This is a genomic window from Bradyrhizobium sp. PUT101, assembly GCF_052043945.1.
In the GTDB taxonomy this organism is placed as follows: Bacteria; Pseudomonadota; Alphaproteobacteria; order Rhizobiales; family Xanthobacteraceae; genus Bradyrhizobium.
The window spans coordinates 1,423,954-1,449,010 of record NZ_CP197207.1; the positions used below are offsets into that span (position 1 = coordinate 1,423,954).

The following is a 25,057-nucleotide window of genomic DNA, read 5'->3' on the forward strand; positions in this document are numbered from 1 at the left end:
TCGTTTCTCCCTACCTGGCCGGCTTTGCTTTACGGGCCGCCGTTGATGCGATTGAGGAATGTTGATCAGGCTTGCTGGCCGGCGAGATGACGGCCGGTGATGTAGCCGAAGGTCATGATCGGCCCGAGCGTGATGCCGGCCCCGGGATAGTTGCCGCCCATGATCGAGGCGCGATCATTGCCGACGGCATAGAGCCCAGCGATCGCCGAGCCGTCATGGCGAACGACGCGGCCGACCACGTCCGTGGTCAGACCGTCGAACGTGCCGAGATCGCCCATGATGATCTTCAGCGCGTAGTAGGGCCCGGCACCGATTGGAGCGACGTTCGGATTGGGCTTGTGCTCGCCATCGCCAAGATAACGATTGAAGGCCGTGCTGCCGCGCTTGAATGCGCGGTCGATGCCCTGAGCGGCTCCTTCGTTGTACTCGCCCACAGTTGCTTCCAGGCCGCCGGCATCGATGCCCGCGGCCATGGCGAGCTCGCGCAGCGTCGCGCCGCGCTTCAGATAGCCGTTGCGCACGAAGGTTCCGACCGGCACCGGCGCCGGCTTGGCGTAGCCGAGCCCATACTTGCGGATCGTCGCGTGGTCGCAGATCAGCCACGCCGCTGTCTCCCTGCCCCCGGCGCCATCGGCGATCATCGCCGCGCCGACGTCGTGATAGGAGTCCGACTCGTTGGTGAAGCGGCGCCCGTGCCGGTTCACGGCGATCACGCCGGGTTTGTAGCGGTCCACGAGATGCGGAAACGCGCCGGTGCGATTGCCGAGCGGCACGCGCGACACCGGCATCCAGGCCGCCGCGTTCGAAAAACGAATGTCGCAGCTGCCGCCCGCCTCCTCCGCCATCCGGATGCCGTCGCCGGTATTGGACGAGGGGGCTGGCGACAGATGCTCTCCGCCTCGGGCAAGATGCGGATATGCGCGCGCAATGCGCGCCTCGTCGTGAGGAAATCCGCCGCTCGCCAGAACCACCGCGCGGCGCGCCGTGATCTCGTACTCCCCCTTCGCATCGCTGACGACCGCGCCCGCGATAACGCCGTTGCAGCTGATCAGCCGTAGCGCCGGCGTTGCCGTCAGCAGCGGGATGCCGAGGTCGAAGACTGTTCTGGCGAGACGCGCGGCAAGCGCGTTGCCGCTGGTGATCTTCACGCCGCGGCGATAGCGCGCGAGATCCCAGAGGTGACTCGCAAGCCGTTTGGCCACGTAGATCGCGGAACCGAGCGAGCTGGTCACGCGGAAGAAGTGCTTCAGCTCGTCGTTGGACGAATTGAACATCATGCCAATGAAGGTGATGGTCTCGAGCGGCGGTCGCAGCCGCCGGATCTCCTCGCCCAGCGCGCGGGCATCGTAAGGCGCCACCGTCACCGAACGGCCGAGCTTCGCGCCGCCATCGACGTCGGGGTGATAGTCGGGATAGGCCGACAGCACGAACTTCGCTTCGGTCTCTGTCTCGAAAAAGTCGAGCATGCGCGGGCCGACGTCGAGAAAGGCGTCGATCGCCGCGTCGTCGAAATGATTGCCGGTCTCGTGCTTGAGATAGGTGCGCGCCGCCTCGCGGCTGTCCGCGACGCCCGCATCGCGGGCATGTCGATTGCCGGGAATCCAGAGCACGCCGCCGGAAAAAGCCGTCGTGCCACCGAAATACTGATCCTTCTCGACGACGATCACGTCGAGCCCGCACTTCCGCGCCGTGATCGCAGTGGACAATCCGCCCGCGCCCGAGCCAATGACCAGCACGTCGCACGACAGATCGCGCCCCTGTCCTGACATTGCCGTTTCCTCCCGTGGCCTCGCGCGCTGTGCTTTGTCAGCTCTGAACGCGCGAGGCTCTGGATAGCCGCGGCCGCGGACGCCGCCAATGGACGAAACTCCCATTGTATTGTACTTTTCGCACGTGCGTGCAGCAGCCGGCACTGGCCGCAGCCGCCGCGGAGGGAACCGAAGGCATGATTCCACACTATTTTTTGTATGAGGAAGCGGCTCCGGAGGTGGCGCCTTCGTTCCTCCATATCGAGCCGATTCCTGTGCGCAGCGGCCGTCACAATTGGACAATCCGGACCCACACGCATCCCGACCATCACCAGATCCTGGCGATCAGCAAGGGCGGCGGCGCGATCGAGGTCGAGGGCGTGAGCTGGGAGGTCGTACCGCCGTCGCTGGTCATTATCCCCGCGCTGACGATCCATGCTATCCGCTTCAAGCCCGGCACCGACGGCTATGTCATCACCGTGGCGCCGCCCTTCCTGCAATCCGCGCTCGACGACGATGCCGATCTCGTCGACGGCTTTCGCGTGCCAACACGGTTTCTTCCGCAACAGATCGGCCGCGACATCGACCTCGTCGACCTGTTCGCTTCCCTCGAGCACGAGTTCGTCTGGTCAGCCCCTGGCCGCCGCACGGCCATCAAGGCCTATCTGCAACTGCTCGCAGTGACGGTACGCCGGCTACTCGAACAGGAGCGCGCTCGCCCCGTCTCCACTGCGAGAGAGGCCGACACCGTGATGCGCTTTCGCGAGCTCGTCGAAAAGCATTTCCGCAATCACGCCTCGCTTGAGGTCTACGCGCACAAGCTCGGCGTGACGACGGCGCGGCTCAACGCCTGCTGTCGGATGACGACGGGCAAGTCGTCACTCGTCCTGGTCAACGACCGGCTGCTCACCGAAGCCAAGCGCAACCTGCTCTATTCCGACATGACCGTGAACGAGATCGGCGCCGCGCTCGGCTATGCTGATGCGGCCTATTTCAACCGGTTCTTCTCCCGCAACGTCGGCCTGTCGCCGGGCCGCTTTCGAAAGGATCTATTGTCAAACGACAGCAATTGCACCAGCCTAGTGAAGATCTAGATATGCCACGCAGGATCGACTGCCCGCCCAGCGCAAACTTCTAGATTCTTTACCTCAAGCATGGTTACGACTTTCCCCGAGATAGTGCCGGCGCACTCCATGGGGGGCCATCCGCAAACAATTCTCCCGTCGCTAGGCACGGCGCCCTGTTGCATAACGACAAAACGACCCCGACGTTACCCTCGGTGCTGCACTAATGCAGCAACCGGCAACATTCCTGAACCGCAATGAGCCTTGTCGGCGATCTAACGTCGCAGTTGGAGAGCTCCTCGCGCACCTTGCGTTGTATGGTGGTTGTATGGATCTGAAGTGAGCTTCAGCCAAATCCGTACCTGAGACGATGACAAGCCGCTCTACCTGAAGGAAAATGAGCGGCCCGAGACATAGGTGACATTTCGTCCCGGACACATGGGTTACACTTTTCGCTTTTTTGCAAGCGGGAGGTGTGGATGCCGTGGAAAGCGAGTTCGGTTATGGAAGAGCGCCTTCGCTTTGTCGCCCGAGTACTGGACGGGGAGGCCATGACGGATGTCTGCCGGGAGTTCGGGATATCCCGCAAGACCGGCTACAAGATTTTCGATCGGTACAAGGAGCACGGGCTTGAGGCCCTGAGCGATCGCTCGAGGCGGCCGGTGCGCTATGCCAACCAACTGCCGGAGCAGATCGAGAGCCTGATTGTCCAGCTCAAGGCTGAGAAGCCACACTGGGGCGCGCGCAAGATCCGGGAACTGCTGATCAGGCGGCTAGGCTATTGAGAAATGGCAGTCGAGATGGGGTCACCATCGGCGCCGATCGGGACCCCATCGCGACGCGGACTCCTTTATTCGCCACAAGGGATTGCCGTAGTTGGTTCAAGGGGCTCAGTTCGGCGCCGATACACACACGGCGGTGCCAAGGACGAGCCGAAGACGAAAGGCGCCCGGGGGCAGACGGCCTGATCCTTGGTGAGCCCGAGCACCTTCGATCGACAGCACATATTCCGAAAGAGGGCTTTCCGGTCCCACCTCATTCATAGTTAATGGCTGAAATCGGGAGGCCCGGATCGCGAAGAAGGCGGTTAACGAAGGAACCGAAGAGCGGAAGCGGGCCTAGGGTGCCTAGGGCAAGAAGCCACTGATGTTCATCATCAACGAGGACGCAATCAAGGCGGCCAAATTTGCGGCGGTCGAGCAGTTCCTCGACGATCCCCGAGACCCTCCAGACTTCCTTCCAGAGCTGGCTGGCGAACCGTTGGATGCCCTTTCTTGTTGCTGATGAGCTGCTAATATCGCCAAGCAAAGCCGGTTAGGACCAATGAGGCTCACGGACGCGGAACGTGCCGAGATCGTCGCTCTGGCGAAGCGTTGCTTCGGCCACGAATGGGTTACGGCGGCTGCAGGACACGATGCGTGCCTGGCGCCCGTGCTGACCATTGACGAAGCCTGCCCATCCGCAAATGATGGCTCGCGATGTGTCCACGCTGTTCGACGGCGTCCGTCATCCGAGCCCAGCCTCCCGCTTTTCCCGCACGCCCTCGGAGCTAAGCCGGCCGGCTCCCAGGCCGGGCATCGACGGCCGAACCGCATTGGACGACTGGGGCATTTCTGCCGAGGAGTATCGAACTCTGGGGGCCGCAGGAGCGCTATCTGAATCGTAGGCTGTAGCGCACAGTGTATCAAGGCTGTGCATGCAGATAGCTTGAACCACACACCGGTTCCGCTGGCAGGCCGGTCAGTCTGCTCTCCTGCGACTTGGCCGCCGCGCAATTGCGGCTGCCACTTTTCGCCGAAGGGACGGCGAGCGTGCGCTTGATCATTCTGTTGCGGCGACCCGGATCAGCGATTGGGGCAGGTAGTCTCCGTCAATTGCCCTGATCCAACGGACGGTCGCACCTGAAGTCGCTTGAATGGCACACGACGTTGATCGGAATGTCCGAATTGAAGTGAGGGAGCGGACCGACGCATAACCGGTTAGCCAAACTCCATCAGATTCAACGATCCATTGAGATTCAATGCGAGTTTGCGCCGGGGGCGATCGTCTCGCGGGCTATGGCAACAAAATGATCCACCGCGCAATTGCTCGGCTGGTTTCGCCATACAAGCGAAAACGGCACGGTGAGCGCAGGTTCGACAAAGGGCCGAAGGACGATGCCATCCGGAACCAGACCTGCGAGAGACAGCGTGATGAAGCAAACGGCTCCCTCGGAGGCGGCAAATGCCAGCATCGCCGACACGCGCGATATGCGCGTTACCACATTTGGCCGAATATCTGCACGCGCGAAGGCTGCAACAATCAAGTCGCTGACGCGGCTGCCTTCCGCCGGCAGGATCACAGGATTGTCTCGGAGCTGTTCAATTCGCACCGACGGACTGGCGATCAAAGGCGACGACTCCGGCAAGCATGCCAGGATCAAATCCTCGCCGATGGTGAGGCTTGAGATCATCGGATGCGCTTGCAGGTTGGGTACAAACAAGCAGTCCAGGACTCCATTGAGCAAGGCCCTCTCGGATCCACTCGATGATTGCTCAAGCAGGACCGTGTCCGCATCGGGATAACGGCGGCGGAAGTTCTGGATGATCTTGGGCATCGGCGAATTTACTGCCATCTCGGAAAATCCGATCCGCAGTCGCTGCCGGGAGATGCCTCCGGCCTCCCGAGTTCTCTCGACCAGCGTTCCGACCTGCTCAAACAGCTTCCTGGTTTGCTGCTGCAGCACCTCGCCTGCGGGTGTCAGGCGGACCCGTCTTCGGTTGCGATCAACAAGGCGTACGCCCAGAACGTCCTCGAGCCGCTGCAGTTGCTCAGTCACCGAAGACTGGGAAACATGGGCCTTTTTTGCGGCGCGGCAGAAATTCAGCTCGTCTGCGAGATGCAGGAAATAGCGAAGCTGGCGCAATTCCACCGGCGACATTTGGCACCTCGGAGCGTCTTATCGGCTCATCCGATAAGCGTACTGTCTGAGGTTCGCGTATGTCAACGTTCGGCGGTCAGCTATTTTGCGCGTAATCAAACAATCAGGCTGCATAAGCAGCCGCGGGGGAAACAAATGACTGCACGCTTTCCGACGTCGCTGGCAGAAGTCGATTCTGCTTGGCTCACGGGCGTTTTGAGGTCTCACCGACTTTTGTCGACGAACGAGGCTGTCGAGAGTTTTGACGTGCTGCCAGTTGGGTTGGGTTTTGGCCAAACTGGGGACTCAGCGCGGTTGATCTTGAACTATGCCGGGTCTGAAAAGCCCGAAATGGCGCCGACAAGCCTATTTGCAAAGTTTGCAACGAGCAATGCGACGCGCCGCCAAGCATCAAAGGCCATGGGCATCTACGAGAGAGAGGTTAACTTCTACAATGTTCTGGTGAAGAGCACGAATGTCAGAGTCCCTCGTTGCTATTTTGCTGAGACGGAGGCCGACGGTGAGTTCTTCGCACTCCTTCTTGAAGATTTTCCTGACCATCGCCCAGGCGATGAAACGGTTGGCCTCACAGTCCCTGATGCCGAGCTTGCGGTTGATCTCATGGCACAGCTTCATGGTCCTTATTGGGGAAAGATGTCTCAGGTTGCGCTTGCGCCGTTAGTCATGCCGCCCCGAGACAAATATGTGAAGGCCTGGGCGGAAATGGAGGAAACGTTCGCGGAATTCGTACCCGATAAGTTTCGTAAGGTACGCGACGCCTATCTCGATGCGATCGTGCCGCTGCAAAAATGGCTCGTCGCGCAGCCATCGACGCTCGGTCATGGTGATATGCGCCTAGACAATTTGCTGTTTGGCCCGGCGGGCAAAACCGACAAAGACCCAATCGTGGCGTTGGACTGGCAGGCCACCCGCCCTTCGAAAGGCGTACGCGATTTCGCCTACCTCGTAAGTCACTGCATGAATGTGGAAGAACGGCGTGCAAACGAGCTCGATCTGTTGCGTCGTTACGCAGAGCATATTCGGTCGTTCGGACTTTCGTATTCATTCGAGGACGCCCGGTCGGACTACCGGAGAGCGATGCTCTTTGATTTCTGCACGGTCCTCTACATTGTCGGCATCAACATCAACACCCATGAGCGCGCTCTGCGGCGCAAGCGCGCCTTGATGCAGCGGGCGACGACCTCAATGCTCGATTGGGACGTTCTGGAGCTGTTGCGCGAATTTTCGTGAACAAAGAGATCGCGCAAAATCGAGCAGGGCGATCGGCTGGCCGATATGCGGCGTGCAGGGGCTGCGCGATGAAGCCAGACTACGGCGTGTTGGGAGTCCGATATGCCGGTCCGCAACAATTGCAGGATAGGGGGAGTGCCAAGTGGCGTCGTACATCGAAGTAGACTCTGTTGCCTTCAGCGATCGGCTATATACGAAGATGGCGTGGCGACTTTCGCCCGTGCTCATCGCGATCTTCTTCTTTGCCAATCTGGATCGGGCCAATGTCGGGTTCGCGGCATTGCAAATGCGGGAAGAACTGGGCCTAAGCAACGCCGCTTACGGCCTTGGCGCCGGGATTTTCTTCCTTGGCTACTTTCTGTTTGAGATTCCGAGCAATATTGCTCTGCAGAAGGTGGGCGCCAAACTGTGGTTCGCACGGATCGTCCTGACATGGGGCATCGCGACAGCGGCACTTGCGTTCGTGAAGGATGCCACGTGGTTCTATGCCTTGCGTTTCATCATTGGCGCCGCCGAGGCCGGGGCTGCGCCGGGCGTGATGTGGTACCTCTCGCAGTGGGTCCCGAATAGGCAGCGCGGTCGGTTCAATTCTCTCTATTGGGTCTCGGTACCGATAGCGTTCGTGGTGTCCGGTCCGCTATCTGGCTACATCATGACATCGCTTGACGGCTTATCGGGATATTCTGGCTGGCAATGGCTGTTCCTGGTTGAGGGAGGGTTGACGGTCCTCGTTGCGCCGCTGATTTTCTTCGGGCTGGCCAACGAGATCAAGCATGCAAATTGGCTGACCGATGATGAAAAGCGGATTGCAGAAGAAGGTGTAAAGGATCTCGCGAACGCAGCGGGCGCGCACAGCTATAAGGACGCCCTGCGGAAGCCGGAAACCATTCTTTCCTGCTTGGCCTATTTCTTCCTGCTGATTGGTTACTACGGAATTGCCTTTTGGCTGCCGCAACTGATCAAGCAGACCGGCATCTCCGGCACGATGGCTATTGGCTGGTTGTCGGCATTGCCGTGGCTGGTGGCCGGGCTCTCGGTGGTTCTTGTGGGACCGTTTTCGGATGCCGTCGGACGCAGGAAGCGCGTGCAGACAATTGCGCTGACCGTGACCGCCGTGGGGTTCTGGATGAGCGCCTACTTCAGCAGCAACATAACGGCATCTCTTTTCGGGCTGACGGCAGCTGCCGCCGGTATTCTCGCTGTTTCGACGGTCTTTTGGGCCAACCTTGCGCGCATCTATGTTGCTGGTGCCGCGGCGATCAGCTTCGCCGCGATCAACTCAATCGGAAATCTCGGTGGCTTCGTAAGTCCCTACATGCTCGGAGTCATTACCGACATCACCGGGAAGCCAGTCTTTGGCATGTATGCAATTGCAGCAAGTATAGTGATTTCCGGGGTATTGACGTTCATCGCCTTCCGAAGATCTGAGGCATAGCCTCGAGCCTTTGGCCGGCTCGCGGCAGTCACGCGCGCAGGTGAAGTGCCGATGATAGCGCATATAGCGGCAGAACCGATAACTGCAATTCGCGACTTACAAATTTACTTTCCACCGCTGACGGCGTTAGGTCCGCGACGAGGCGGGCACATGTTTCGTCATCGATGCGACTGTAGCTGACGCTGGGCGAAAGCAAAGGAAGAGGAAATGATCACTTCTGAGGATCTAGAATATCACTTCAGCGACAAGGACGATTATACTTGGGGAGAGACGTACTATATCCCGGTATCAATCCCGGAAGAGCGGATCTTCGGGCACATCTATGTTGTTGTTCGCCCGGTTCTGGGCTGCATGCAGAACGATATCCGCTTCATGGGCTGCGTCAGCGAGACGGAATTCGAGGCACTATACGCTGATACTCGTTTCCATCTTCCTGCGCCCAAAAGATTCTCGCACATTCAGGGCCCGAATGGGCTGAGCATCAAGGCGATCAAGCCGCCGCGCGACTATCGGATCGACTACGTTGGGCGCGACGGCACCGAGCTGCGGATGGACATCATCGGTATCATGAATCCGTTTGATATTCATGATCCCAAGGAAAATCCGCTCGCCGGCAAGACGGAAGACGAGCGGTGGGCGCGTTCTTCAATGGGAAGCGGCTACAAAGGCCACTACGACATGCATGGTCGCTTCACCGGAACGCTCAAACTGCGAGGCAAGGAATACAAGATCGATATCGTCGATAGGATGAACCACAGCTGGGGCCCGCGGCCGGAACTGGATATCCCACCCATGAATTCTCTTTGGGCCCAGTTCGGCGAAGACCTGGGCTTCCGATTCCACATGCATCTTGATCCTACAAGGCCAACCGGCCAGGATCAGAAATTCGCGCATGGATATCTGCTCGACAACGGCGATGTGATGGCAATCATGGATGTCGAGATGACGACGACGCGGTTGGGCGTCACGCCGATCATCTTTGATGCGTTGGTGACCGACCAGCGTGGCCGTAAGCACCAGCTACGTGGCGTTCCGATCGTGGGGGCACCGTGGCGCGCGTACGGCAATGCTATTTGTTGGATCGGACTGATCAGGTGGGAGCTCAACGGAAAGATCGGTCATGGTTCTGCGCAGGAAAATCATTCGCTCGTGATCGAGGCCGGCTTGCGTGGGCGACGGTGGGACGAAAGGATTCCGGCGTTGACGGGCTAGCGCAGGACGCCCTTGCGCTTGCAGGGTTAGCCGCGACTGCGGAGCCGAGGACCTGGTGAGGACAAGCGGCTGCTGTGTGAGTGACGGCACCCAGCAGCCCCGACGGCGATCTCAGCCGGCTCCAGCGCACCGCGCACCCTTACAGCGTGTTCATACAGCCAAAGCCAATAGCTGCCACTTGCCTCGCAGGACGACGGGCCGAGAGATTGATCAATCTCGAGACAATCTACGAAAAGCAAGGATAAGCAGACCTTCCGAGGATTGCGCCAATAAAAGCGCAGGGAGCGTTGTCGATAGACCTCAAATCCGGGCTCGCCCTTAAGCGCAAACGGGGCATCTAGATTGGCTCTCGTCATTTTCGCCTCAACGACGACGCGCTCCGTCGGCAGATGGAAGTCAACTCTGGAGGATGATCCCGCGTAGCTCGGCGTCACCTCTTCTGGTCTTAGATCATCGAAATGCAGCTTCAGTATTGCGTGGAGTAGATCTTGAACGTCATATTCGTCCTTTATATCGAACGGCGCCCGTTGTCTCTGACGGCTACGTAGCCGTTCTGCGAACAGCGAAAAACGCCGACACAGAGCAACAATCTACTCCACGGCACTTTCGGGCTTCCCAAGGTTAGTCCTGTCCAGAATGCGACCTGTCAACACAGCAAGAGCGGCAGCCTCTGCCTCGTCAGCGATGCCAACGGGGCCTGAGAGCAGCCTTCGCACGAGCTCGTCCTCCAAATCACCGACGAGCATGCATGCACTGACGCCCACCGCGTGGTCGATACAGGCCGCCATGATTGCTTCATTCGTCGGAAGCTCGCTCACCGCAACGGCTGACGCGCTCACCGTGCTGGCCTTCTCTCTATCTAATGGAGCGCCGCCAGCCGCGACGCACTTGTTTTGAACTGGCTTTTCCCGAAGCCCCGCACGCTCGTTCCGGCCAGCCAATCCCGGTGCGCTGCTGGCATTCGCGGCGAGCAGACACCAAAACATACGCCTAGAATTTCCACTGGGTCGAATATGAACGAATTGCGATCAGCTGGGTAAATCTCTCGACCGCGCAGGTGTTCAAGCTCTTCGATCCACAGCGCGACGGTCTCCTCCGGTGCAGCATCAATCACATAGCCATAGGCGGCTAAGACAGGTTTGCGTCGCAAAAGTCTTGCCGCGCAGCTCAAAATCGGTCGGTCGAACAGCCCGACCGATAGTGAGGCGTCGCGCTGCAGAATCTTGGATGCCAATCGAGAGGAGGCGGTCGGCCAGGCTTCAGAACTCCGCAAGACGCGGCGAGCTTCTTCGGGTACAGCCGCAATTGCGCTCAGCACAACCGCGCTCATAGGAACCATCGGCTCCATTTTAGCTTCACCGACAGCGCCGTAGTGGAGAAATCCGGTACGTCCTTGAGACGCCCGAGCAACTCGGCGATACGCTCCGAATAGAATATCGTCACGGGGCTGCGCGCGGGCAGGGTTGACCGCCAGGATAAGCTCGTGAACTTTAGCGCCTGCTCCGCAATATGATCCACATCCTTGAAGGTCGAATCAGGATGCAGGCAAAGTAAGTAGCGGCGCGGGAAGCGGGGAGTTCGCCCGCTTTATGAGCTTGTGAGAATTTGTCGCGAGCAATCGCGTGGACGGACCAATCCGCGCTATTGTGCCACGGACCGGTGCGAACTCCCTTTTACTATGTTGCTTTCGCGCTTCACGGGTTTTGCCCTTTTCGGCGCGATCCATAATGCAAAATGGGTGATCGTGCGAGACGGTAACGAATGCCATTTGCAGGACCTGCTCCGCGCCGATTTCTCGCACACACGCGAAGACAATCTTGCCCACATCGATGCGCTTTAATGGTCGATGCGCATGAAACATTACGCGTACCGTGTCTCCCGGCCTCCAGTTATCTCTCGCCTTGAGCTCACGCAGCACGGACAGCATCGAGTCCCGGACCATCTTTGGATAATCGGCGTAATTACATTCCTTTGACACATTGCCGAGCAGATACGTGCCGTCTCCACTGAAGACAGTCGTGATGTCCACAAAACTCTATCGATCCTCAAATCGACTGCCTGAAAATTCCGCGAAGCCCATGCCAACAACGAGTTCATCGCTGATTGCTTTATCCTGGTTTACCGTCCAAGGCGTGCCGTTGATCGGCCAGCCAGCGATAATGATTGGACACAACATCCGCAAAGCAAAGTTGCAGTTGCTGTGGAAGCTGCTGAAGATCACTGCGAACCTTTTGCAACTCGTTGACGGCTGTTTTAGCCAGGACAAGCGCCAAATTTCCATCGCCAAACTCAAAAATCCGCCGGCTCGATTTGGCATAGAGACACACCCGAGCGAGAGCGCTCGGAATTGGCCCATTGAAAATGGCGCTCACGCCTTCGAGTTGGATTTCCGAATTTAGGCTCGCAAGTTCGAGCTCAACCGTTGGGAATAGTTACGGGTTGCCGACACCAACCCGGCACTCACACCCCCCGAGCGGCCTGGTCGCGATATCACGCCGCGTAGTGGTCGAATTCACCGACCGCGGGCTTTTCGCTGACGGGCTGTATCTTGTTCTTGAGTATCTCAAGGAAGATATTCGCGTCCTCATAGCCACGCTCAGCTGACAATTGCAAGAAGCTCTGCAGTTCGTTAAGGCGCGGCGTCTTCAGCGGCGGTTGCGACAGCAGTCGCGCGATCACCGTGGTTGCGAGCTGTATGCGTGCTCGGCCCCGCGGAGCTCTTGTTGAGAAGCACTTGCGCGGCTCGGAAGTCTCCGTAGTAAGCCAGCACATCAATGAAAGCGTCGATTGCCTCGTCATCTTTCTTTCCAGATTTGATGGCCTGCACCGAAGTACGCGAGAGGAACTCATAGCCGTAACTGACCAATCTGTGGTCGATCGCGCCAATCGCGAGTTGGTGCGCAAATTCAACGCAGTTGACCGATGTACGATCTTTGCTGTACGGCTGGTCTACGTCGCAAAATTCCGGCGACATCCTCTTTGTCAGGCGCTCGATGAGCGTTGCAGCGGCGGGCTGATCCTTCGTTGCATCCAAATCGAAGAGCAGCAGGGCTGCTTTCGATTTAGAGACATTGTGCGGCCGCCCCAGCACCTGCAGAACCTCCTCATTCGACAGCGCAAGTTCGAGCTTTGCGAGCAGCAGCCGCGCCAGCCTGTAGGCTCGTTCGTCCAAAGAGTCTTCGTTAGCGTTTTGATCCTGATCGGCCTCAGCTAAGTCGCTCAAGAGAAAATGATCGCTGTCTTCTTCTTCGACTTCACTACCTCACGATGATTTTTGCCTCTCTTGGGCATCTCACAATACTCCAAGTTTTATCTCCTTTCTCTGGAAGGACTACTGAACGCCGTGCTTGACTAAGTCAGCGAGGCGCTCTCCCCGTGTCAATCCGCATCCGATTTTGCGGTCGCCAGCGCGGAAGGATACCAAACGCGCTGGGGTCGTACTCGGAATGATTGGTGTCGCGTGATGGGGGAAGCGCGCAGCCTGAACTTTCACGCGTTAGGAGAAACGTCATGCCGCGGCGTCCGGCAAAGGTTACACAAGCCGACCTAGCTCGAGCAATCCGTGCGGCCAAAGAAGCCGGCGCGAGCGCGGTCAGCGTTGATGCAGACGGTGTTATTCGGATTGCGCTGACGACGGGCCCCGCGCGGACCAAACCCACAGCAGGTGTAGACGAAATATGGGTGCCATCGGAGGCGCTGCAGCGTTACCTGAAACGCACCGAAAGCGGGTGAAACGCACCTTATACAATTGATGCGGAGTCACCGCACCGTTAGACTCCAAGCATTGGTCCACGGAGTAAGCCAATGCTTGGAATGCAGCGACGCGATCCCCGCGCCCCCGGGGACACGCGAATGTACCTTTACTTCGACTATTCCCCGCTCGGCGCGCTGCGCTGGTACGTGAAGGTGAGCCGCAAGGGTCGGCGGATCGGGATCAGAGAGCGATATGGCACCGAACCCTTCGATGCCGCCTATGATGCGGCGGTTGCGGCGCTCGGAGGAGTGATGCGTAAACGGCGAACCGAACCCGATCCGTTGGTGCAGCCGGAACGTCGCTATGTGCTGGCCGATCGCTCTCAACGCGGACAGACGCGCTATTATGTCCAGATTCGCAACGGATTGCCGAAGATCAGGATCAAGGCGGAGTTCGGCACCAGGGCGTTCGACGACGAGTGCGACGCGGCCATTGTTTCGCAGATCGCGCTTTATGGCGACGCTACCGATTACGTCAACGCGCAGAAGCAGCGCAACGAACCGCGTCCGGAACTGCCGACCGAGCCGCCGAAGCCTCACACGCTGCGCTGGTACTGGACACTTTACAAACATAGCGACCATTGGCTGGGCGACCTTGCCGTTGGCGAGGCAGGACTGTCGGACTCGACACGGCTCCAGCGCACCGGGTTGATCGAGTCGCTCCTGCCCGAGAATGGCGAGAAGCCGTTTGGGGTGCTGACACGTAAGGTCATCAAAGCCGAGATGAAGGCACGCACGCCGTCACAGGCGGGCAATCTGTTGTCGGCGCTACGTGGTATGATCCGCTGGATGATCGATGAAAGCCATCTCGACGAGGACGACGATCCGACGATCGGGTTGAAGTCCGGCAAGGCGAAGGCGAGCCGCGAGAGCGGCGGTTTCATGCCCTGGACGGAAGAAGATATGGCGATGTACCGCGCGAAGTGGCCGCTCGGCACCGAGGCGCGGCTGATGTTCGACATCCTGCACCACACTTTCCTGCGGCTGGGGGACGCGCATCGCTTCGGGCCGTCTCATCTGCGCCAAATCGTGCGCAAGATGGCGGTACAGATCTCAACCGAAAAAAGCCGTGGCAACACGACCGTCACGGTGCCGGTGCATCCGGAGTTTGCTGATAGCCTCCGCGCGGCGCGTGCGGCCGGGATCATCGGCGCTGACGTTTTCACCGGGAAGATCGTGAAGGGCCGCGTGCTGCCGATGAACAAGAAGGCGTGGGCGGCGAAATTCAAGAAGTACGCGGTCCTGGCGGGCGTCAACGAACCCAAGAAAAGCTGCCATGGGGTGCGGAAGGCCCGCGCCGAGGTCGCGGCCTACGCCGACTGTACCGAAAGCCAGATGATGGCGATGTTCGGCTGGACTGATCCAAAGATGCCGGCGCACTACATCGCCAAGGCAAACCGGGAAAAACTCGGAATCAGTGGCATGGAGAAGATCGTAGCGTTCGATCAGAGCCAGTTATTTGACGATATCACGGCTTTACCTGGCGCGAACAGGTCCGGAACGTCGGCCGAGAACAGAGTAGTAACTTTGCGTAGTAATTTTGGAAGAAAAACGCCGTAATTTCAATGGATTAGGCGTGGGTATGGTGCGCTCGGAGGGACTCGAACCCCCACGATTTTACTCACTGCCACCTCAAGGCAGCGCGTCTACCAGTTCCGCCACGAGCGCTTTGGGGATGCCGGCCTGAGGCTTGAGGGCCGACCGGATCAACGGCGCCGATCTAACAAATCCATCAGAGGGGTACAAGCCTGCAAAGGCCCTGAATTCCACAAGCTTTGCAGGAAAGTTCCGACCCTCTGCCCGAATCGGCCCGTGCTGGTCCCCAGGACGCTATCGCCCCGGGGCCCTACCGGGTCCCCGGCGTGCGCGGCAGCATCTGTTTGACCTCGACCGCGATCCGGTTGCGGTCGACCAGCACGACGCCGGAGGCGACGGGCAGATTATTGGCCAGAACCTTGACCTCGTCGGCCTCGGTAGCATCCAGCTCGATGATGGCGCCGCGGGAAAGACGCAATACTTGATGGATCGGCATGGTGGTGGTCCCCAGGACGACCATGAGATCCACGGTGACTTTATCGAGAGTGGGCACTGTCAGGACCGCCGCGACATGGGACTCTTCATTTGCGCCTGCGATCATCACCACGTTATGGTTAGCCAATGGTTAATTCGCCTGAAAACCCCCGTCAAAACCAGCGTCAAGAGCTCGATCTGACATCGTTTTCCGCCGCAGGAGGCGAGCCCGTCGAATGGCTCATCTCGGATGCTCCGGTGCCCTATCCGGATGCGGTGGCCGCCATGGAGGCCCGGGTCGCCGCGATTGCGGCAGGCGAGGCCCCGGAATTGGTGTGGCTGCTCGAACATCCCCCGCTCTACACCTCGGGCACCTCGGGCAAGCAATCCGACCTGCTCGATGCGCGATTCCCGACTTTCGCGACCGGGCGCGGCGGGCAGCTCACCTATCACGGGCCGGGCCAGCGGGTGGCCTATGTCATGCTGGACCTCAAGCGCCGCCGGCCGGACGTTCGGGCCTATGTCGCGAGCCTGGAGGAATTGATTCTGCGCACGCTGGCCGCCTTCAATATTCGCGGCGAGCGGCGCGAGGACCGGGTTGGCGTCTGGGTCAGGCGGCCCGACAAGGGAGCGGACCACGAGGACAAGATTGCGGCGATCGGCGTCCGCCTGAAGCGCTGGGTGTCGTTCCACGGCATCGCCATCAATGTCGAGCCGGAGCTGTCGCATTTCGCCGGCATCGTGCCCTGCGGCGTCGCCGATCCCCGCTACGGCGTGACCTCTCTCGTCGACCTCGGGCAGCTCGTGACCATGGCCGACGTCGACATCGCGCTCCGGCAGGCGTTCGAGGAGTTGTTCGGATCGACCCGCGCATTGCCGGAAGTGGTCGCCTAAGCGCTTTCCTGTTCGCCGTGCGCGGCTCTCTTTCTCTGTGGCCGCGGAATCAGCTAGCTTTATTCCGGTGCCGCCCACGCCTCCCCCCTCCGCCGGGAAAGCAGACTTCATGCCGGGCGAATTGATCATCGGACCGACTGTTCGAGCGCTCGGCATAAGGAGGGATTGCGATCATGCTCGCAATGGGAGGTTCTCACGATGAGATTGTCTGCGCCGATCTATCATCTCAAGCGCAAGGCGAAGCGCCTGTCCCGCGAGGAAGGCGTTCCACTCCACGACGCGCTTGACCGCGTCGCCACAGCGGAAGGGTTTTCCGCCTGGAGCTTGCTCGCGGCGAAAGCCGCGGCGGAGACGCCGGCCGGCAAGCTGTTTCCTCAATTCCGGCCGGGCGAGCTGGTGCTGCTCGGTGCGCGGCCCGGTCATGGCAAGACCCTGATGAGTCTCGAACTTGCGGTGGAGGCCATGAGGAAGGGTAGCCGCGCCGCGCTCTTCTCGCTCGAATACACCGAGAGAGACGTTCTGGATCGCTTGCGGGCGATCGGCGTAGATCCCGCGCAGTTCGACAGATTGTTCGAGGTCGATTGTTCCGACGCGATCAGCGCCGATTACGTCGTCAAGCAGATGGCCCCCGCCCCGCGCGGTACATTCGTGGTGATCGACTATCTGCAACTGCTCGACCAGCGGCGGGAAAACCCCGACCTGACCGTTCAGGTGCGCGCACTGAAATCGTTCGCACGCGACAAGGGGCTGATCGTCGTCTTCATCTCGCAGATCGACCGATCCTATGATCCCGCAGTCAAGCCCTGTCCTGATCTCAGCGACGTTCGCTTGCCGAACCCGCTGGACCTGAATCTGTTCGACAAGACGTGCTTCATCAGCAATTCAGAAGTCCAGTTCCGGGCTGCGAGCTGACGATCCCTTGCAACCGGTCGCGGGTGAGATTGCTCACCCGCGATCGGGCATCACGCCGCCTGCAGCGAAACCTCGAGCTTGCCGGCGATGTAGCGCCGCTCCTGGGTCAGGCCGCCAAAGCCGTAGGCATCGCCCTTGACCTCGTCGACATGCAGATAGGTCTCGGGATGCAGCGGGCCCAGGATATCGGCCATGCGCTCGAACATGGCAGCGAGATAGGCCGCCTTCTCGTCCTTGGTGTTGGTGCCTTCCGTGACGTGGATGTCGATCCAGTAGCTTGCGAGCTTCTGCTCGGCGAGCGACTTGCCGCCCGCGAACCAGTCGCCCGCATCCACGGACTTCACGATGATGGCGGTGACCCTGGGATCCTTGTGCAGGATCTTTGCCGTGAGCTCGGACACGGCATTGGCGACGTCGGCCTTCAGCGACCGCGACTGGCGGGACGTGGCGTAGGACACGGTGATCAGGGGCATGGTGGCTCTCCTCAAGACGCGGCGCAGGGTCTTGCGCGGCGTTGGTGAGAAGCTAGACCTGGGGGCATGATTTTGGTATCTTATCTATACTGATATCAGTGATAATAGTTTCTAATGATAGGAACACTCGACATCGCCACGGTCCGGGCCTTCCTGCTGGTTGCCAACCTCCAGAGCTTTACCCGCGCGGCCGAAGCGCTCGGCACGACGCAGGCGGCTGTCAGCCTCAAGCTCCAACGCCTGGAGACGTTGCTGGGAAAACGCCTCGTCGAACGCTCGCCGCGCGCGGTTCGGCTCACTGCCGATGGTGCTGATTTCCTCGATCGCGCCCGCTCACTCATGGACGCGCATGACCGTGCGCTCTCCGGCGAGGCTTCCGCCCCGCAGTCGCTTTCGCTCGGCATCTCCGACCATGCCGCGGGCCCCGAACTGGTGCCGCTGCTCGAACGGCTGCACGCGATGTCCGCGAATCTCAAGCTCGCCGTCACGATCGGCTTCTCGCGCGAGATGCAGGATGCCTATGACGCGGGCGAGCTGGACGCCGTGATCGTCCGCCAGGAGGGCAGCCGCCGTGGCGGCGAGAAGCTGGCAGATGACGAGTTCGGCTGGTTCGCATCGCGGCGTTTCACGTTCCCGAAGGGCGAAGCACTGCCGCTCGCAACGCTCGCCCCGCCCTGTGGCGTCCGCGCCATCGCCGTGCGCGCGCTGGACAAGGCAGGCATCGCCTGGCGCGAGCGATTTGTCGGCGGCGGTGTCACGGCGGTGGTCGCGGCTGCGCTTGCCGGACTTGCAATTGCGCCGCTGGCGCGGCGGATCGCGCCTCCGGGCTTGGTCGATCTCGGGCCGGCGCACAAGCTGCCAAGACTCGGCAGATCGAAGGTGATGCTGCATTCGAAAGTCGGCGATCCCGCCAAGCTCGCGGCCCTGCGCGCGGTGGCCGCGACGTTCCGGAGCCTGGCGACGAGCTAGCGGCCACCCCGCCTGATCGCCCGGCGGCCTCTGTATTCGGTGCGCGATATTGCCTAAAAATGTCCCATACAATGGGAACAAATCTGCCATGTGCGGCGTTTGTCCCCGTCGAGGCGGGTCCGGAATGTCCGAAAAGTTCAGTCAACAGAGAGACTTGTTCGAAAGCGAGCGCAGTTTCCGGCTGTTGGTTGAGGGAGTCGCCGACTACGCCCTCTACATGCTTGATCCCAAGGGGATCATCACCAGCTGGAACGTCGGCGGCGAACGCATCAAGGGCTATTCGCCCGAGGAAATCCTCGGCCAGCATTTTTCCCGTTTCTACACCGAGACCGACCGCGCCAATGGCAAGCCCGCGCGGGCGCTCGGTATTGCGCGGGAAAAGGGCCGATATGAGGAGGAAGGCTGGCGCGTCCGAAAGGACGGCACGTTCTTCTGGGCCAGCGTGGTGATCGACCCGATCTACGAGGGCGGCGCGCTGATCGGCTTCGCCAAGATCACGCGCGACATCACCGAGCGCCGCAATTCCCAGCTCAAGCTCGAGGCAATGCAGAAGCAACTCGCCGAGTCGCAGAAATTCGATGCGCTCGGACAGCTCACCGGCGGCGTTGCCCACGACTTCAACAATCTTCTGATGATCATCAGCGGCAGCCTTCACATCCTGAAGAAGAGCGCCGCCGACGACCCCAAGCTCGAGCGCGCCATGTCCGCGATCGAGACCGCGACCAAACGCGGCGCCGCGCTGACGAACCAGCTCCTCACCTTCGCGCGGCGGCAGAGCGTCAACCCGCAGGCGATCGATTTCGCCGAACGCGTCGCGGCCATCCGCGAGGTGCTCGACGCCGGCGTGGGCAGTTCCGTGCGTCTCGCTTTCGACATCGGCTCCGACGCCTGGCCGATCAAGGCCGACGTCTCCGAGCTCGAGACCGCGCTGCTCAACCTCGTCATCAATGCCCGCGACGCGATGCCGGACGGTGGCACGGTGACGATCGGCACGCGCAACGTCGTGCTTAACGAACCTCCCCTCGCCGGCGACTTCGTCGCAATCGACGTCACAGATACCGGGCTCGGAATTCCCTCCGACGTTCTCGACAAGATCTTCGAGCCGTTCTTCACGACCAAGCCGATCGGAAAAGGCACGGGCCTCGGCCTTTCGCAGGTGCACGGCTTCGCTCATCAGGCCGGCGGCACCATAGCGGTTGCAAGCGAGCTCGGAAAGGGCACGACATTCACCATCATCCTGCCGCGCGGCACAGATGCGCCGTCGCGCGAGACATCGGGGACGCCTCTCCGCGGCAGCGGCACGGTGCTGCTGGTCGAGGACAATCCCGACGTTGCTCTGGTCAGCATCGGTCTTCTGGAGCAGCTCGGCTATCAAGTGCGCCGGGTCGCCGATGCCGAAGCGGCATTGCGCGAGATCGAGAGCAACGGCGTCGACTTCGTGTTCTCGGACATCGTCATGCCCGGCAAGATGGATGGGCTCAGCCTCGCCCATCGCCTCCGCCAGATCCGCCCCGGCCTGCCGATCCTGCTTGCCACCGGTTACAGCGAGGTCGCCGCCGGCGTGCGCGGCGATTTCCCGATCCTGCGCAAGCCCTATGAGATCCACGAGCTGAGCGAGGCGATCGCCAAGCTGCCAAGGTGAAATTTCCCTTCGAGAGCTTGGGGCACCTCAGCCTCTACGTTGTCATGGCGGGGCTTGTCCCGGCCATCCGCGCATAACCACACGGCGCGAAGAACGTGGATGCCCGGGACAGCGCCCGGGCATGACGGTCTTCTCTGAAGCTACGCCGTCGGCAGCACCGAGAACGCCTCTCCTGCCCGGCGCAGATTCAGCTCATCCACGCTCGCGGTTTCACTCGTGACACTGTCGACGCGCGAGGACGGCGGGCCGTGGCGGCACAGCGCGACCATGTCGGCAACGTGCTTCGGCGCGCCAGCGAACAGCGCTTCCACGCTGCCGTCGCGACGGTTGCGGACCCAGCCTTCGAGGCCGCTCGTCGTCGCCTGATACTCGACCCAGGCCCGATAGCCGACGCCCTGCACGCGTCCGCGGATCATGACCTGCAGAATTGCCCGGCTCACTTGTTCAGTCCGAGGACATCGGCGCTGCGCACCCTGGCCTCGCCCTCGCGCATGACACGGGCCATCAGCTCCGACGATGCCAAGCCCCTGAGGCTTTTCGGCGCCGTGCCCTCGCGCAGCGCCCTCTGCGTCTCGTAGACGGCCTGCGTCGCGGCGGCGATCGGCGCATGGCCCTGGAGTGCGATGCGTACGCGCTGGCTCGCAAGGTAATCGAGCGCGTTCAATTCGTCCGGCGCACCGCCGAGCACGATCGGCAGGCGCGTGTCAGATGCGATGGCCTCGAGCGCGGCGCGCGACTTGATGCCTGTGAAGAACAACGCATCGACTCCGGTCGCCTCATAAGCCTTGGCGCGGCGAACAGCATCCTCGATCGAGGTGATCGCGGCAGCGCCCGTCCGGCCCATGATCACCAGCGACGGATCGCTGCGGCCGCCAAGCGCCGCCTTCATCTTGCCGACGCCTTCCTCGAGCGAGATCAGCTGCGTCTTCGTCTCGCCAAAGGCAGCCGGCAGCAGCGTGTCCTCGATGGTGAGGCCGGCCGCGCCCGCCATCTCCAGCTCCTGCACCGTGCGGCGCACGTTGAGCGCATTGCCGTACCCGTGATCGGCATCGACCAGAACGGGGAGTGTTGCGGCGCGCGACATCCGCCGCATCTGCTCGGCAAGCTCGGTGAGCGTGATCAGCGTGATATCGGGGTCGCCGAGCACGGCGAGCGAAGCCACTGATCCCCCGAACATGCCGAGCGGAAACCCGAGGTCCTCGGCAATGCGGATCGAAATGGCGTCGTAGACCGAGCCGGGATGGACACAGGTCCCGCCCGACAGGATGGAGCGAAGTTTCTCGCGGCGGGAACGAAAGGCCATGGTTGCCTCACTCTCAGTTCCTCGTCCTGAGGAGCGCGCTTTTGCGCGCGTCTCGAAGGATGAAGGCCCGGCTGGTGGCCTCACCCTTCGAGACGCCACGCAAGCGCGGCTCCTCAGGGTGAGGGTCGGCTTCGTGCTTCGGCGCCTACGCAAACTCCAGGATCAACGCGTCCACCGCGAGTGTCGCGCCCGCGCTGGCGTGGATCTTCTTCACGGTGCCGTCCTGCTCGGCGCGCAGCACGTTCTGCATCTTCATGGCTTCGACCACCGCCAGCGTCTCGCCGGCCTTGACCTCCTGCCCCTCGGTCACCGCGATCGAGACCACGAGGCCGGGCATCGGGCAGAGCAGCTTCTTGCCGGTGTCGGAAGCCGTCGTCACCGGCATCAGCCGCGCGGAGGCGGCCTCGGCCTCGGTCCAGACATAGACCGGCACCTCGACGCCCTGATGCGCGAGGCGGATGCCGTTCGCTATCGGACGCGCCTGCACCGCGACGAACTGGCCGTCGATGGTGCCCTGCCAGACCAGATCGCCCGGCTTCCACGGCGACTGCAACAGATGCGCATCGCCGGCCTTGCCGTCGGGATCGATGAAGCGGATCGCGATCGCCTCGCCCTCGCGTCCGACTTCCAGCAAGATCTCCTCGCGATCGAGCCAGACCGCGCGGCGCCGCTCGCGCTGCACGACGCGGCCGCCCATCTGGCCGGAGATCTGCCGCTTGCGCTCGCCGAGCACGTGATCGATGGCAGCGCCGACCGCGGCGATCCGCCGCGCGACCTCGCCTTCGGGCACGCGCACTGCAAAGCCCCTGGGGAATTCCTCGGCGATGAAGCCGGTCGAGAGCCGTCCCTCGCGCCAGCGCGGATGGTGCATCAGCGCCGACAGGAACGGAATGTTGTGCCTGATGCCGTCGACGTAGAACGAGTCCAGCGCGGTGGCCTGCGCCTCGATCGCAGCCGCGCGCGACGGCGCATGCGTGACGAGCTTGGCGATCATGGGATCGTAATGGATGGAAATCTCGCCGCCCTCCTGCACGCCGGTGTCGTTGCGGATGGTGATGCCGTCCTTGCTGGCTTCCGCCGGCGGGCGATACTTCACGAGCCGCCCGATCGAGGGCAGGAAGTTGCGGAACGGATCTTCGGCGTAGAGGCGGGATTCCACCGCCCAACCCGTCAGCGTGACGTCCTTCTGCGCGATGGCGAGCTTCTCGCCGGCGGCGACGCGGATCATCTGCTCGACGAGGTCGATGCCGGTGACGAGTTCCGTGACGGGATGCTCGACCTGGAGACGCGTGTTCATCTCCAGGAAGTAGAAGCTCTTGTCCTGCCCTGCGACGAACTCGACCGTGCCGGCGGAGTCGTAATTCACGGCCTTGGCCAGCGCGACCGCCTGCTCGCCCATCTTGCGGCGGGTGGCCTCGTCGAGCAGCGGCGACGGCGCTTCCTCGATGACCTTCTGGTTGCGGCGCTGGATCGAGCATTCGCGCTCGCCGAGATAGATCACGTTGCCGTGCTTGTCGCCCAGCACCTGAATCTCGATGTGGCGGGGATCGACGATGAACTTTTCGATGAAGACGCGGTCGTCGCCGAACGAGGCCTTTGCTTCCGCTTTTGCCAACCCAAATCCCTCCTCGACCTCCTGGGTCGAGTGGGCGATCCGCATGCCCTTGCCGCCACCGCCGGCGGAGGCCTTGATCATCACGGGATAGCCGATCGCGTCGGCGATCCTGACCGCATGCTTGGCGTCTTCGATCACGCCGAGAAAGCCTGGCACGGTCGAAACGTCGGCGTTCGCCGCCGCCTTCTTGGATTCGATCTTGTCGCCCATCGCCGCGATCGCGCCGGGGTTGGGGCCGATGAAGACGATTCCGGCCGCCTCCAGCGCGCGCGGAAACGCCTCGCGCTCGGACAGGAAGCCGTAGCCGGGATGCACCGCCTCGGCGCCCGTCTTGCGGCAGGCTTCAACGATCTTCTCGATCACCAGATAGCTCTCGGCCGCAGCCGGCGGACCAATCAGCACCGCCTCGTCGGCCATCTCGACATGGAGGGCATCGCGGTCGGCCTCGGAATAGACCGCAACCGTTTGAATTCCCATCTTGCGGGCGGTCTTGATGACCCGGCAGGCGATTTCGCCGCGATTGGCGATCAGAATCCGTTTGAACATGCTTTTCTTGAGTCTCGACCTTGGGCGGGACCCGTCTCCTGGCCGTTGGGGCCTATGGGGACGGGCCGTGTGGCCTCCGTGGTACATCAAAATGGGCCGGAGGCAACGGTCTAAATCCGGGGCCTCTGGCGTACCAGCGCAAGACCGAAATGGGCCCGGCGAGCCCTAGGGACGCCGTGCCGCTTCCCGGGGCTTCCCGGCCTTGGCCGCGTCCCGGACCAAGCCGTGAATGAAGCCGAGCTTGGCAACCACCGCGAACGACAGGATGAAGGGATAGAGGTCGCGCAGGCCCATGGCGCGGTTGACGCTGTTCATGGCGAAGGTGAAGGGCAGCCATGCGTTGACCAGCGCCTCGATATCCCTCGCCTCGTAAGGGTTGAAGCGGATGCGCGCCGTCAGTTCCCCATCGCGGTCGACCCTGGGACGCACCTCCATGCCAAACTCGGCGGCCATCTCCAGCGTGTCGACGATGTGGAGGTAGTGCGCCCAAGTCTCGGCAAAGTCTTCCCAGGGATGCGTCGTGGCGTAGGCCGAGACGTAGCTCTGCCGCCAGTCCGGCGGCGGGCCTTCGGCATAGTGCCGCTGCAAGGCCTGACCGTAATCAACGGAATCGTCGCCGAACACGGCGCGACATTGGTCCAGCTTGCCGCCGTCCCGCACCAGCACATCCCAAAAATAGTGCCCGACCTCGTGGCGGAAATGCCCGAGCGGCGTCCGATAGGGCTCGCCCATTTCGAGCCTGCGCCGCTCGCGCTCGATGTCGTCCGCCTCCTTGAGCGCGATCGTGATCAGGCCGCTGTCGTGGCCAGTCATGACCTTCTGTCCGCTGTTCGGATCGTCGGCAAGGAAATTGAAGATCAGCCCGTGCCCGGGATTATCCTGCCGCGTCTGGAGCGGCAGCCTCCAGCGGATCAGGGAATAGAGCAGACGGTGCTTGGCCACCTCCAGCTCACGCCATCCAGCAAGCTGCGCTGGATCGGAGAGGTTCGGCACGGTCCCGTTGTGACGGCAGGCGCGGCAATAGCCGGTGGTATCGTCCGTGTCTGTCAGCCAGTTGCAGGCGTCGTACTCGGCATTGCGGCACAGCATCCGGCTTTCGCCATCGTCGGCCAATGTCCTCCAGGCTTCTCCGTCGGGCTCGATCGCCGACATTGTCTCCTTCTCCGGCAGGAAGGCGACACGATGGCCGCAACGTTCGCAGGCACGGTTCTCGAAATAGAGAACGTTGCCGCAGGCCTGACAGACGAAGAGCTTCAAGATTTAGCCTCTTTGGAAAGGGATTCTTACGAGAGAGTTGGCACCTCGCGAAGACGCCTCGATCAGCCGATCGT

23 protein-coding genes, 1 tRNA gene and 1 pseudogene are annotated in these 25,057 nt (G+C 61.4%); 12 read left to right on the top strand and 13 right to left on the bottom strand.

Features of this window, described 5'->3' with window-relative positions; translation table 11 throughout:
- Window positions 1-65: 65 nt before the first annotated feature.
- Window positions 66-1,769 carry an FAD-dependent oxidoreductase gene (locus ACSHT2_RS06885; RefSeq protein ID WP_440640925.1) on the bottom strand — a complete coding sequence of 568 codons (1,704 nt, stop codon included), beginning with the start codon at window positions 1,767-1,769 and terminating at the stop codon, window positions 66-68.
- Window positions 1,770-1,945: 176 nt separating this feature from the next.
- Here ACSHT2_RS06885 and ACSHT2_RS06890 point away from each other — a divergent pair, with 176 nt between their 5' ends.
- From ACSHT2_RS06890 to ACSHT2_RS06900, 3 genes and pseudogenes are all read left to right on the top strand, one after another.
- Window positions 1,946-2,842, top strand: a complete 897-nt coding sequence (locus tag ACSHT2_RS06890) for a helix-turn-helix domain-containing protein (RefSeq protein WP_440640926.1) — start codon at window positions 1,946-1,948, stop codon at window positions 2,840-2,842.
- Window positions 2,843-3,291: 449 nt separating this feature from the next.
- Window positions 3,292-3,588: pseudogene (locus tag ACSHT2_RS06895) on the top strand (helix-turn-helix domain-containing protein); the annotation flags it as partial.
- Window positions 3,589-3,958: 370 nt separating this feature from the next.
- Complete coding sequence (locus ACSHT2_RS06900; RefSeq protein ID WP_440640927.1) at window positions 3,959-4,096, top strand: hypothetical protein; 138 nt, start codon at window positions 3,959-3,961, stop codon at window positions 4,094-4,096.
- A gap of 733 nt (window positions 4,097-4,829) precedes the next feature.
- Here the strand turns inward: ACSHT2_RS06900 and ACSHT2_RS06905 are convergent.
- Window positions 4,830-5,732: a LysR family transcriptional regulator gene (locus tag ACSHT2_RS06905; RefSeq protein ID WP_440640928.1), complete on the bottom strand. Its 903-nt coding sequence runs from the start codon at window positions 5,730-5,732 to the stop codon at window positions 4,830-4,832.
- A 135-nt stretch (window positions 5,733-5,867) separates the two neighbouring features.
- Between ACSHT2_RS06905 and ACSHT2_RS06910 the strand changes: the two genes are divergently transcribed.
- The 3 genes from ACSHT2_RS06910 (at window position 5,868) to ACSHT2_RS06920 (ending at window position 9,609) form a co-directional block, all read left to right on the top strand.
- A complete protein-coding gene (locus tag ACSHT2_RS06910) occupies window positions 5,868-6,962 on the top strand; it encodes a phosphotransferase (RefSeq protein ID WP_440640929.1) in 1,095 nt (364 codons plus the stop codon).
- Between the two features lie 142 nt (window positions 6,963-7,104).
- Window positions 7,105-8,397, top strand: coding sequence for an MFS transporter (locus ACSHT2_RS06915; RefSeq protein ID WP_440640930.1), 1,293 nt, complete (start codon window positions 7,105-7,107; stop codon window positions 8,395-8,397).
- 207 nt (window positions 8,398-8,604) lie between these two features.
- Complete coding sequence (locus ACSHT2_RS06920) at window positions 8,605-9,609, top strand: DUF7064 domain-containing protein (protein WP_440640931.1); 1,005 nt, start codon at window positions 8,605-8,607, stop codon at window positions 9,607-9,609.
- A gap of 26 nt (window positions 9,610-9,635) precedes the next feature.
- On the opposite strand, the gene ACSHT2_RS06925 is transcribed toward ACSHT2_RS06920, so the two are convergent.
- From ACSHT2_RS06925 to ACSHT2_RS06935, 3 genes are all read right to left on the bottom strand, one after another.
- On the bottom strand, window positions 9,636-10,199 hold the full coding sequence (locus tag ACSHT2_RS06925; protein WP_440642792.1) for a hypothetical protein: 564 nt from the start codon (window positions 10,197-10,199) through the stop codon (window positions 9,636-9,638).
- 269 nt (window positions 10,200-10,468) lie between these two features.
- Window positions 10,469-10,939, bottom strand: coding sequence for a hypothetical protein (locus ACSHT2_RS06930; RefSeq protein WP_440640932.1), 471 nt, complete (start codon window positions 10,937-10,939; stop codon window positions 10,469-10,471).
- Window positions 10,940-11,143: 204 nt separating this feature from the next.
- On the bottom strand, window positions 11,144-11,638 hold the full coding sequence (locus ACSHT2_RS06935) for a hypothetical protein (protein WP_440640933.1): 495 nt from the start codon (window positions 11,636-11,638) through the stop codon (window positions 11,144-11,146).
- On the opposite strand from ACSHT2_RS06935, the gene ACSHT2_RS06940 reads away from it, so the two are divergent.
- On the top strand, window positions 11,631-12,008 hold the full coding sequence (locus ACSHT2_RS06940; RefSeq protein WP_440640934.1) for a hypothetical protein: 378 nt from the start codon (window positions 11,631-11,633) through the stop codon (window positions 12,006-12,008). The two genes, ACSHT2_RS06935 and ACSHT2_RS06940, sit on opposite strands and share 8 nt — an antisense overlap.
- 230 nt (window positions 12,009-12,238) lie before the next feature.
- Here ACSHT2_RS06940 and ACSHT2_RS06945 read toward each other — a convergent pair whose 3' ends face one another.
- Window positions 12,239-12,832 (bottom strand): hypothetical protein, encoded by a 594-nt coding sequence (locus ACSHT2_RS06945; RefSeq protein ID WP_440640935.1) that lies wholly within the window; start codon window positions 12,830-12,832, stop codon window positions 12,239-12,241.
- A gap of 629 nt (window positions 12,833-13,461) precedes the next feature.
- On the opposite strand from ACSHT2_RS06945, the gene ACSHT2_RS06950 reads away from it, so the two are divergent.
- Entirely contained in the window at window positions 13,462-14,922 is a 1,461-nt protein-coding gene (locus tag ACSHT2_RS06950; RefSeq protein WP_440640936.1) for a hypothetical protein, read from the top strand.
- Between the two features lie 23 nt (window positions 14,923-14,945).
- Here ACSHT2_RS06950 and ACSHT2_RS06955 read toward each other — a convergent pair.
- A tRNA-Leu gene (locus tag ACSHT2_RS06955) sits at window positions 14,946-15,030 on the bottom strand.
- Between the two features lie 178 nt (window positions 15,031-15,208).
- Window positions 15,209-15,451 carry a FliM/FliN family flagellar motor switch protein gene (locus ACSHT2_RS06960; protein WP_011088012.1) on the bottom strand — a complete coding sequence of 81 codons (243 nt, stop codon included), beginning with the start codon at window positions 15,449-15,451 and terminating at the stop codon, window positions 15,209-15,211.
- A gap of 68 nt (window positions 15,452-15,519) precedes the next feature.
- On the opposite strand from ACSHT2_RS06960, the gene lipB reads away from it, so the two are divergent.
- On the top strand, window positions 15,520-16,266 hold the full coding sequence (gene lipB, locus ACSHT2_RS06965; RefSeq protein ID WP_440640937.1) for a lipoyl(octanoyl) transferase LipB: 747 nt from the start codon (window positions 15,520-15,522) through the stop codon (window positions 16,264-16,266).
- Between the two features lie 198 nt (window positions 16,267-16,464).
- Window positions 16,465-17,178 carry a DNA helicase gene (locus tag ACSHT2_RS06970; protein ID WP_440640938.1) on the top strand — a complete coding sequence of 238 codons (714 nt, stop codon included), beginning with the start codon at window positions 16,465-16,467 and terminating at the stop codon, window positions 17,176-17,178.
- A 50-nt stretch (window positions 17,179-17,228) separates the two neighbouring features.
- Here the strand turns inward: ACSHT2_RS06970 and ACSHT2_RS06975 are convergent, their stop codons facing one another.
- Window positions 17,229-17,651 carry a tautomerase family protein gene (locus ACSHT2_RS06975; RefSeq protein WP_440640939.1) on the bottom strand — a complete coding sequence of 141 codons (423 nt, stop codon included), beginning with the start codon at window positions 17,649-17,651 and terminating at the stop codon, window positions 17,229-17,231.
- Between the two features lie 114 nt (window positions 17,652-17,765).
- Between ACSHT2_RS06975 and ACSHT2_RS06980 the strand changes: the two genes are divergently transcribed.
- Complete coding sequence (locus ACSHT2_RS06980; RefSeq protein WP_440640940.1) at window positions 17,766-18,620, top strand: LysR family transcriptional regulator; 855 nt, start codon at window positions 17,766-17,768, stop codon at window positions 18,618-18,620.
- 124 nt (window positions 18,621-18,744) lie between these two features.
- Window positions 18,745-20,262 (top strand): ATP-binding protein, encoded by a 1,518-nt coding sequence (locus tag ACSHT2_RS06985; RefSeq protein WP_440640941.1) that lies wholly within the window; start codon window positions 18,745-18,747, stop codon window positions 20,260-20,262.
- 140 nt (window positions 20,263-20,402) lie between these two features.
- Here ACSHT2_RS06985 and ACSHT2_RS06990 read toward each other — a convergent pair whose 3' ends face one another.
- The 4 genes from ACSHT2_RS06990 to ACSHT2_RS07005 all read right to left on the bottom strand — a co-directional run bounded on the left by ACSHT2_RS06990 (window position 20,403) and on the right by ACSHT2_RS07005 (window position 24,983).
- Window positions 20,403-20,702: an acylphosphatase gene (locus tag ACSHT2_RS06990; protein WP_440640942.1), complete on the bottom strand. Its 300-nt coding sequence runs from the start codon at window positions 20,700-20,702 to the stop codon at window positions 20,403-20,405.
- Window positions 20,699-21,565 carry an isocitrate lyase/PEP mutase family protein gene (locus tag ACSHT2_RS06995; protein WP_440640943.1) on the bottom strand — a complete coding sequence of 289 codons (867 nt, stop codon included), beginning with the start codon at window positions 21,563-21,565 and terminating at the stop codon, window positions 20,699-20,701. Before ACSHT2_RS06995 ends, ACSHT2_RS06990 begins: the two co-directional genes overlap by 4 nt.
- A gap of 145 nt (window positions 21,566-21,710) precedes the next feature.
- Window positions 21,711-23,726, bottom strand: coding sequence for an acetyl-CoA carboxylase biotin carboxylase subunit (locus ACSHT2_RS07000; RefSeq protein ID WP_440640944.1), 2,016 nt, complete (start codon window positions 23,724-23,726; stop codon window positions 21,711-21,713).
- A gap of 165 nt (window positions 23,727-23,891) precedes the next feature.
- On the bottom strand, window positions 23,892-24,983 hold the full coding sequence (locus tag ACSHT2_RS07005; protein WP_440640945.1) for a zinc-binding metallopeptidase family protein: 1,092 nt from the start codon (window positions 24,981-24,983) through the stop codon (window positions 23,892-23,894).
- Window positions 24,984-25,057 lie beyond the last annotated feature (74 nt).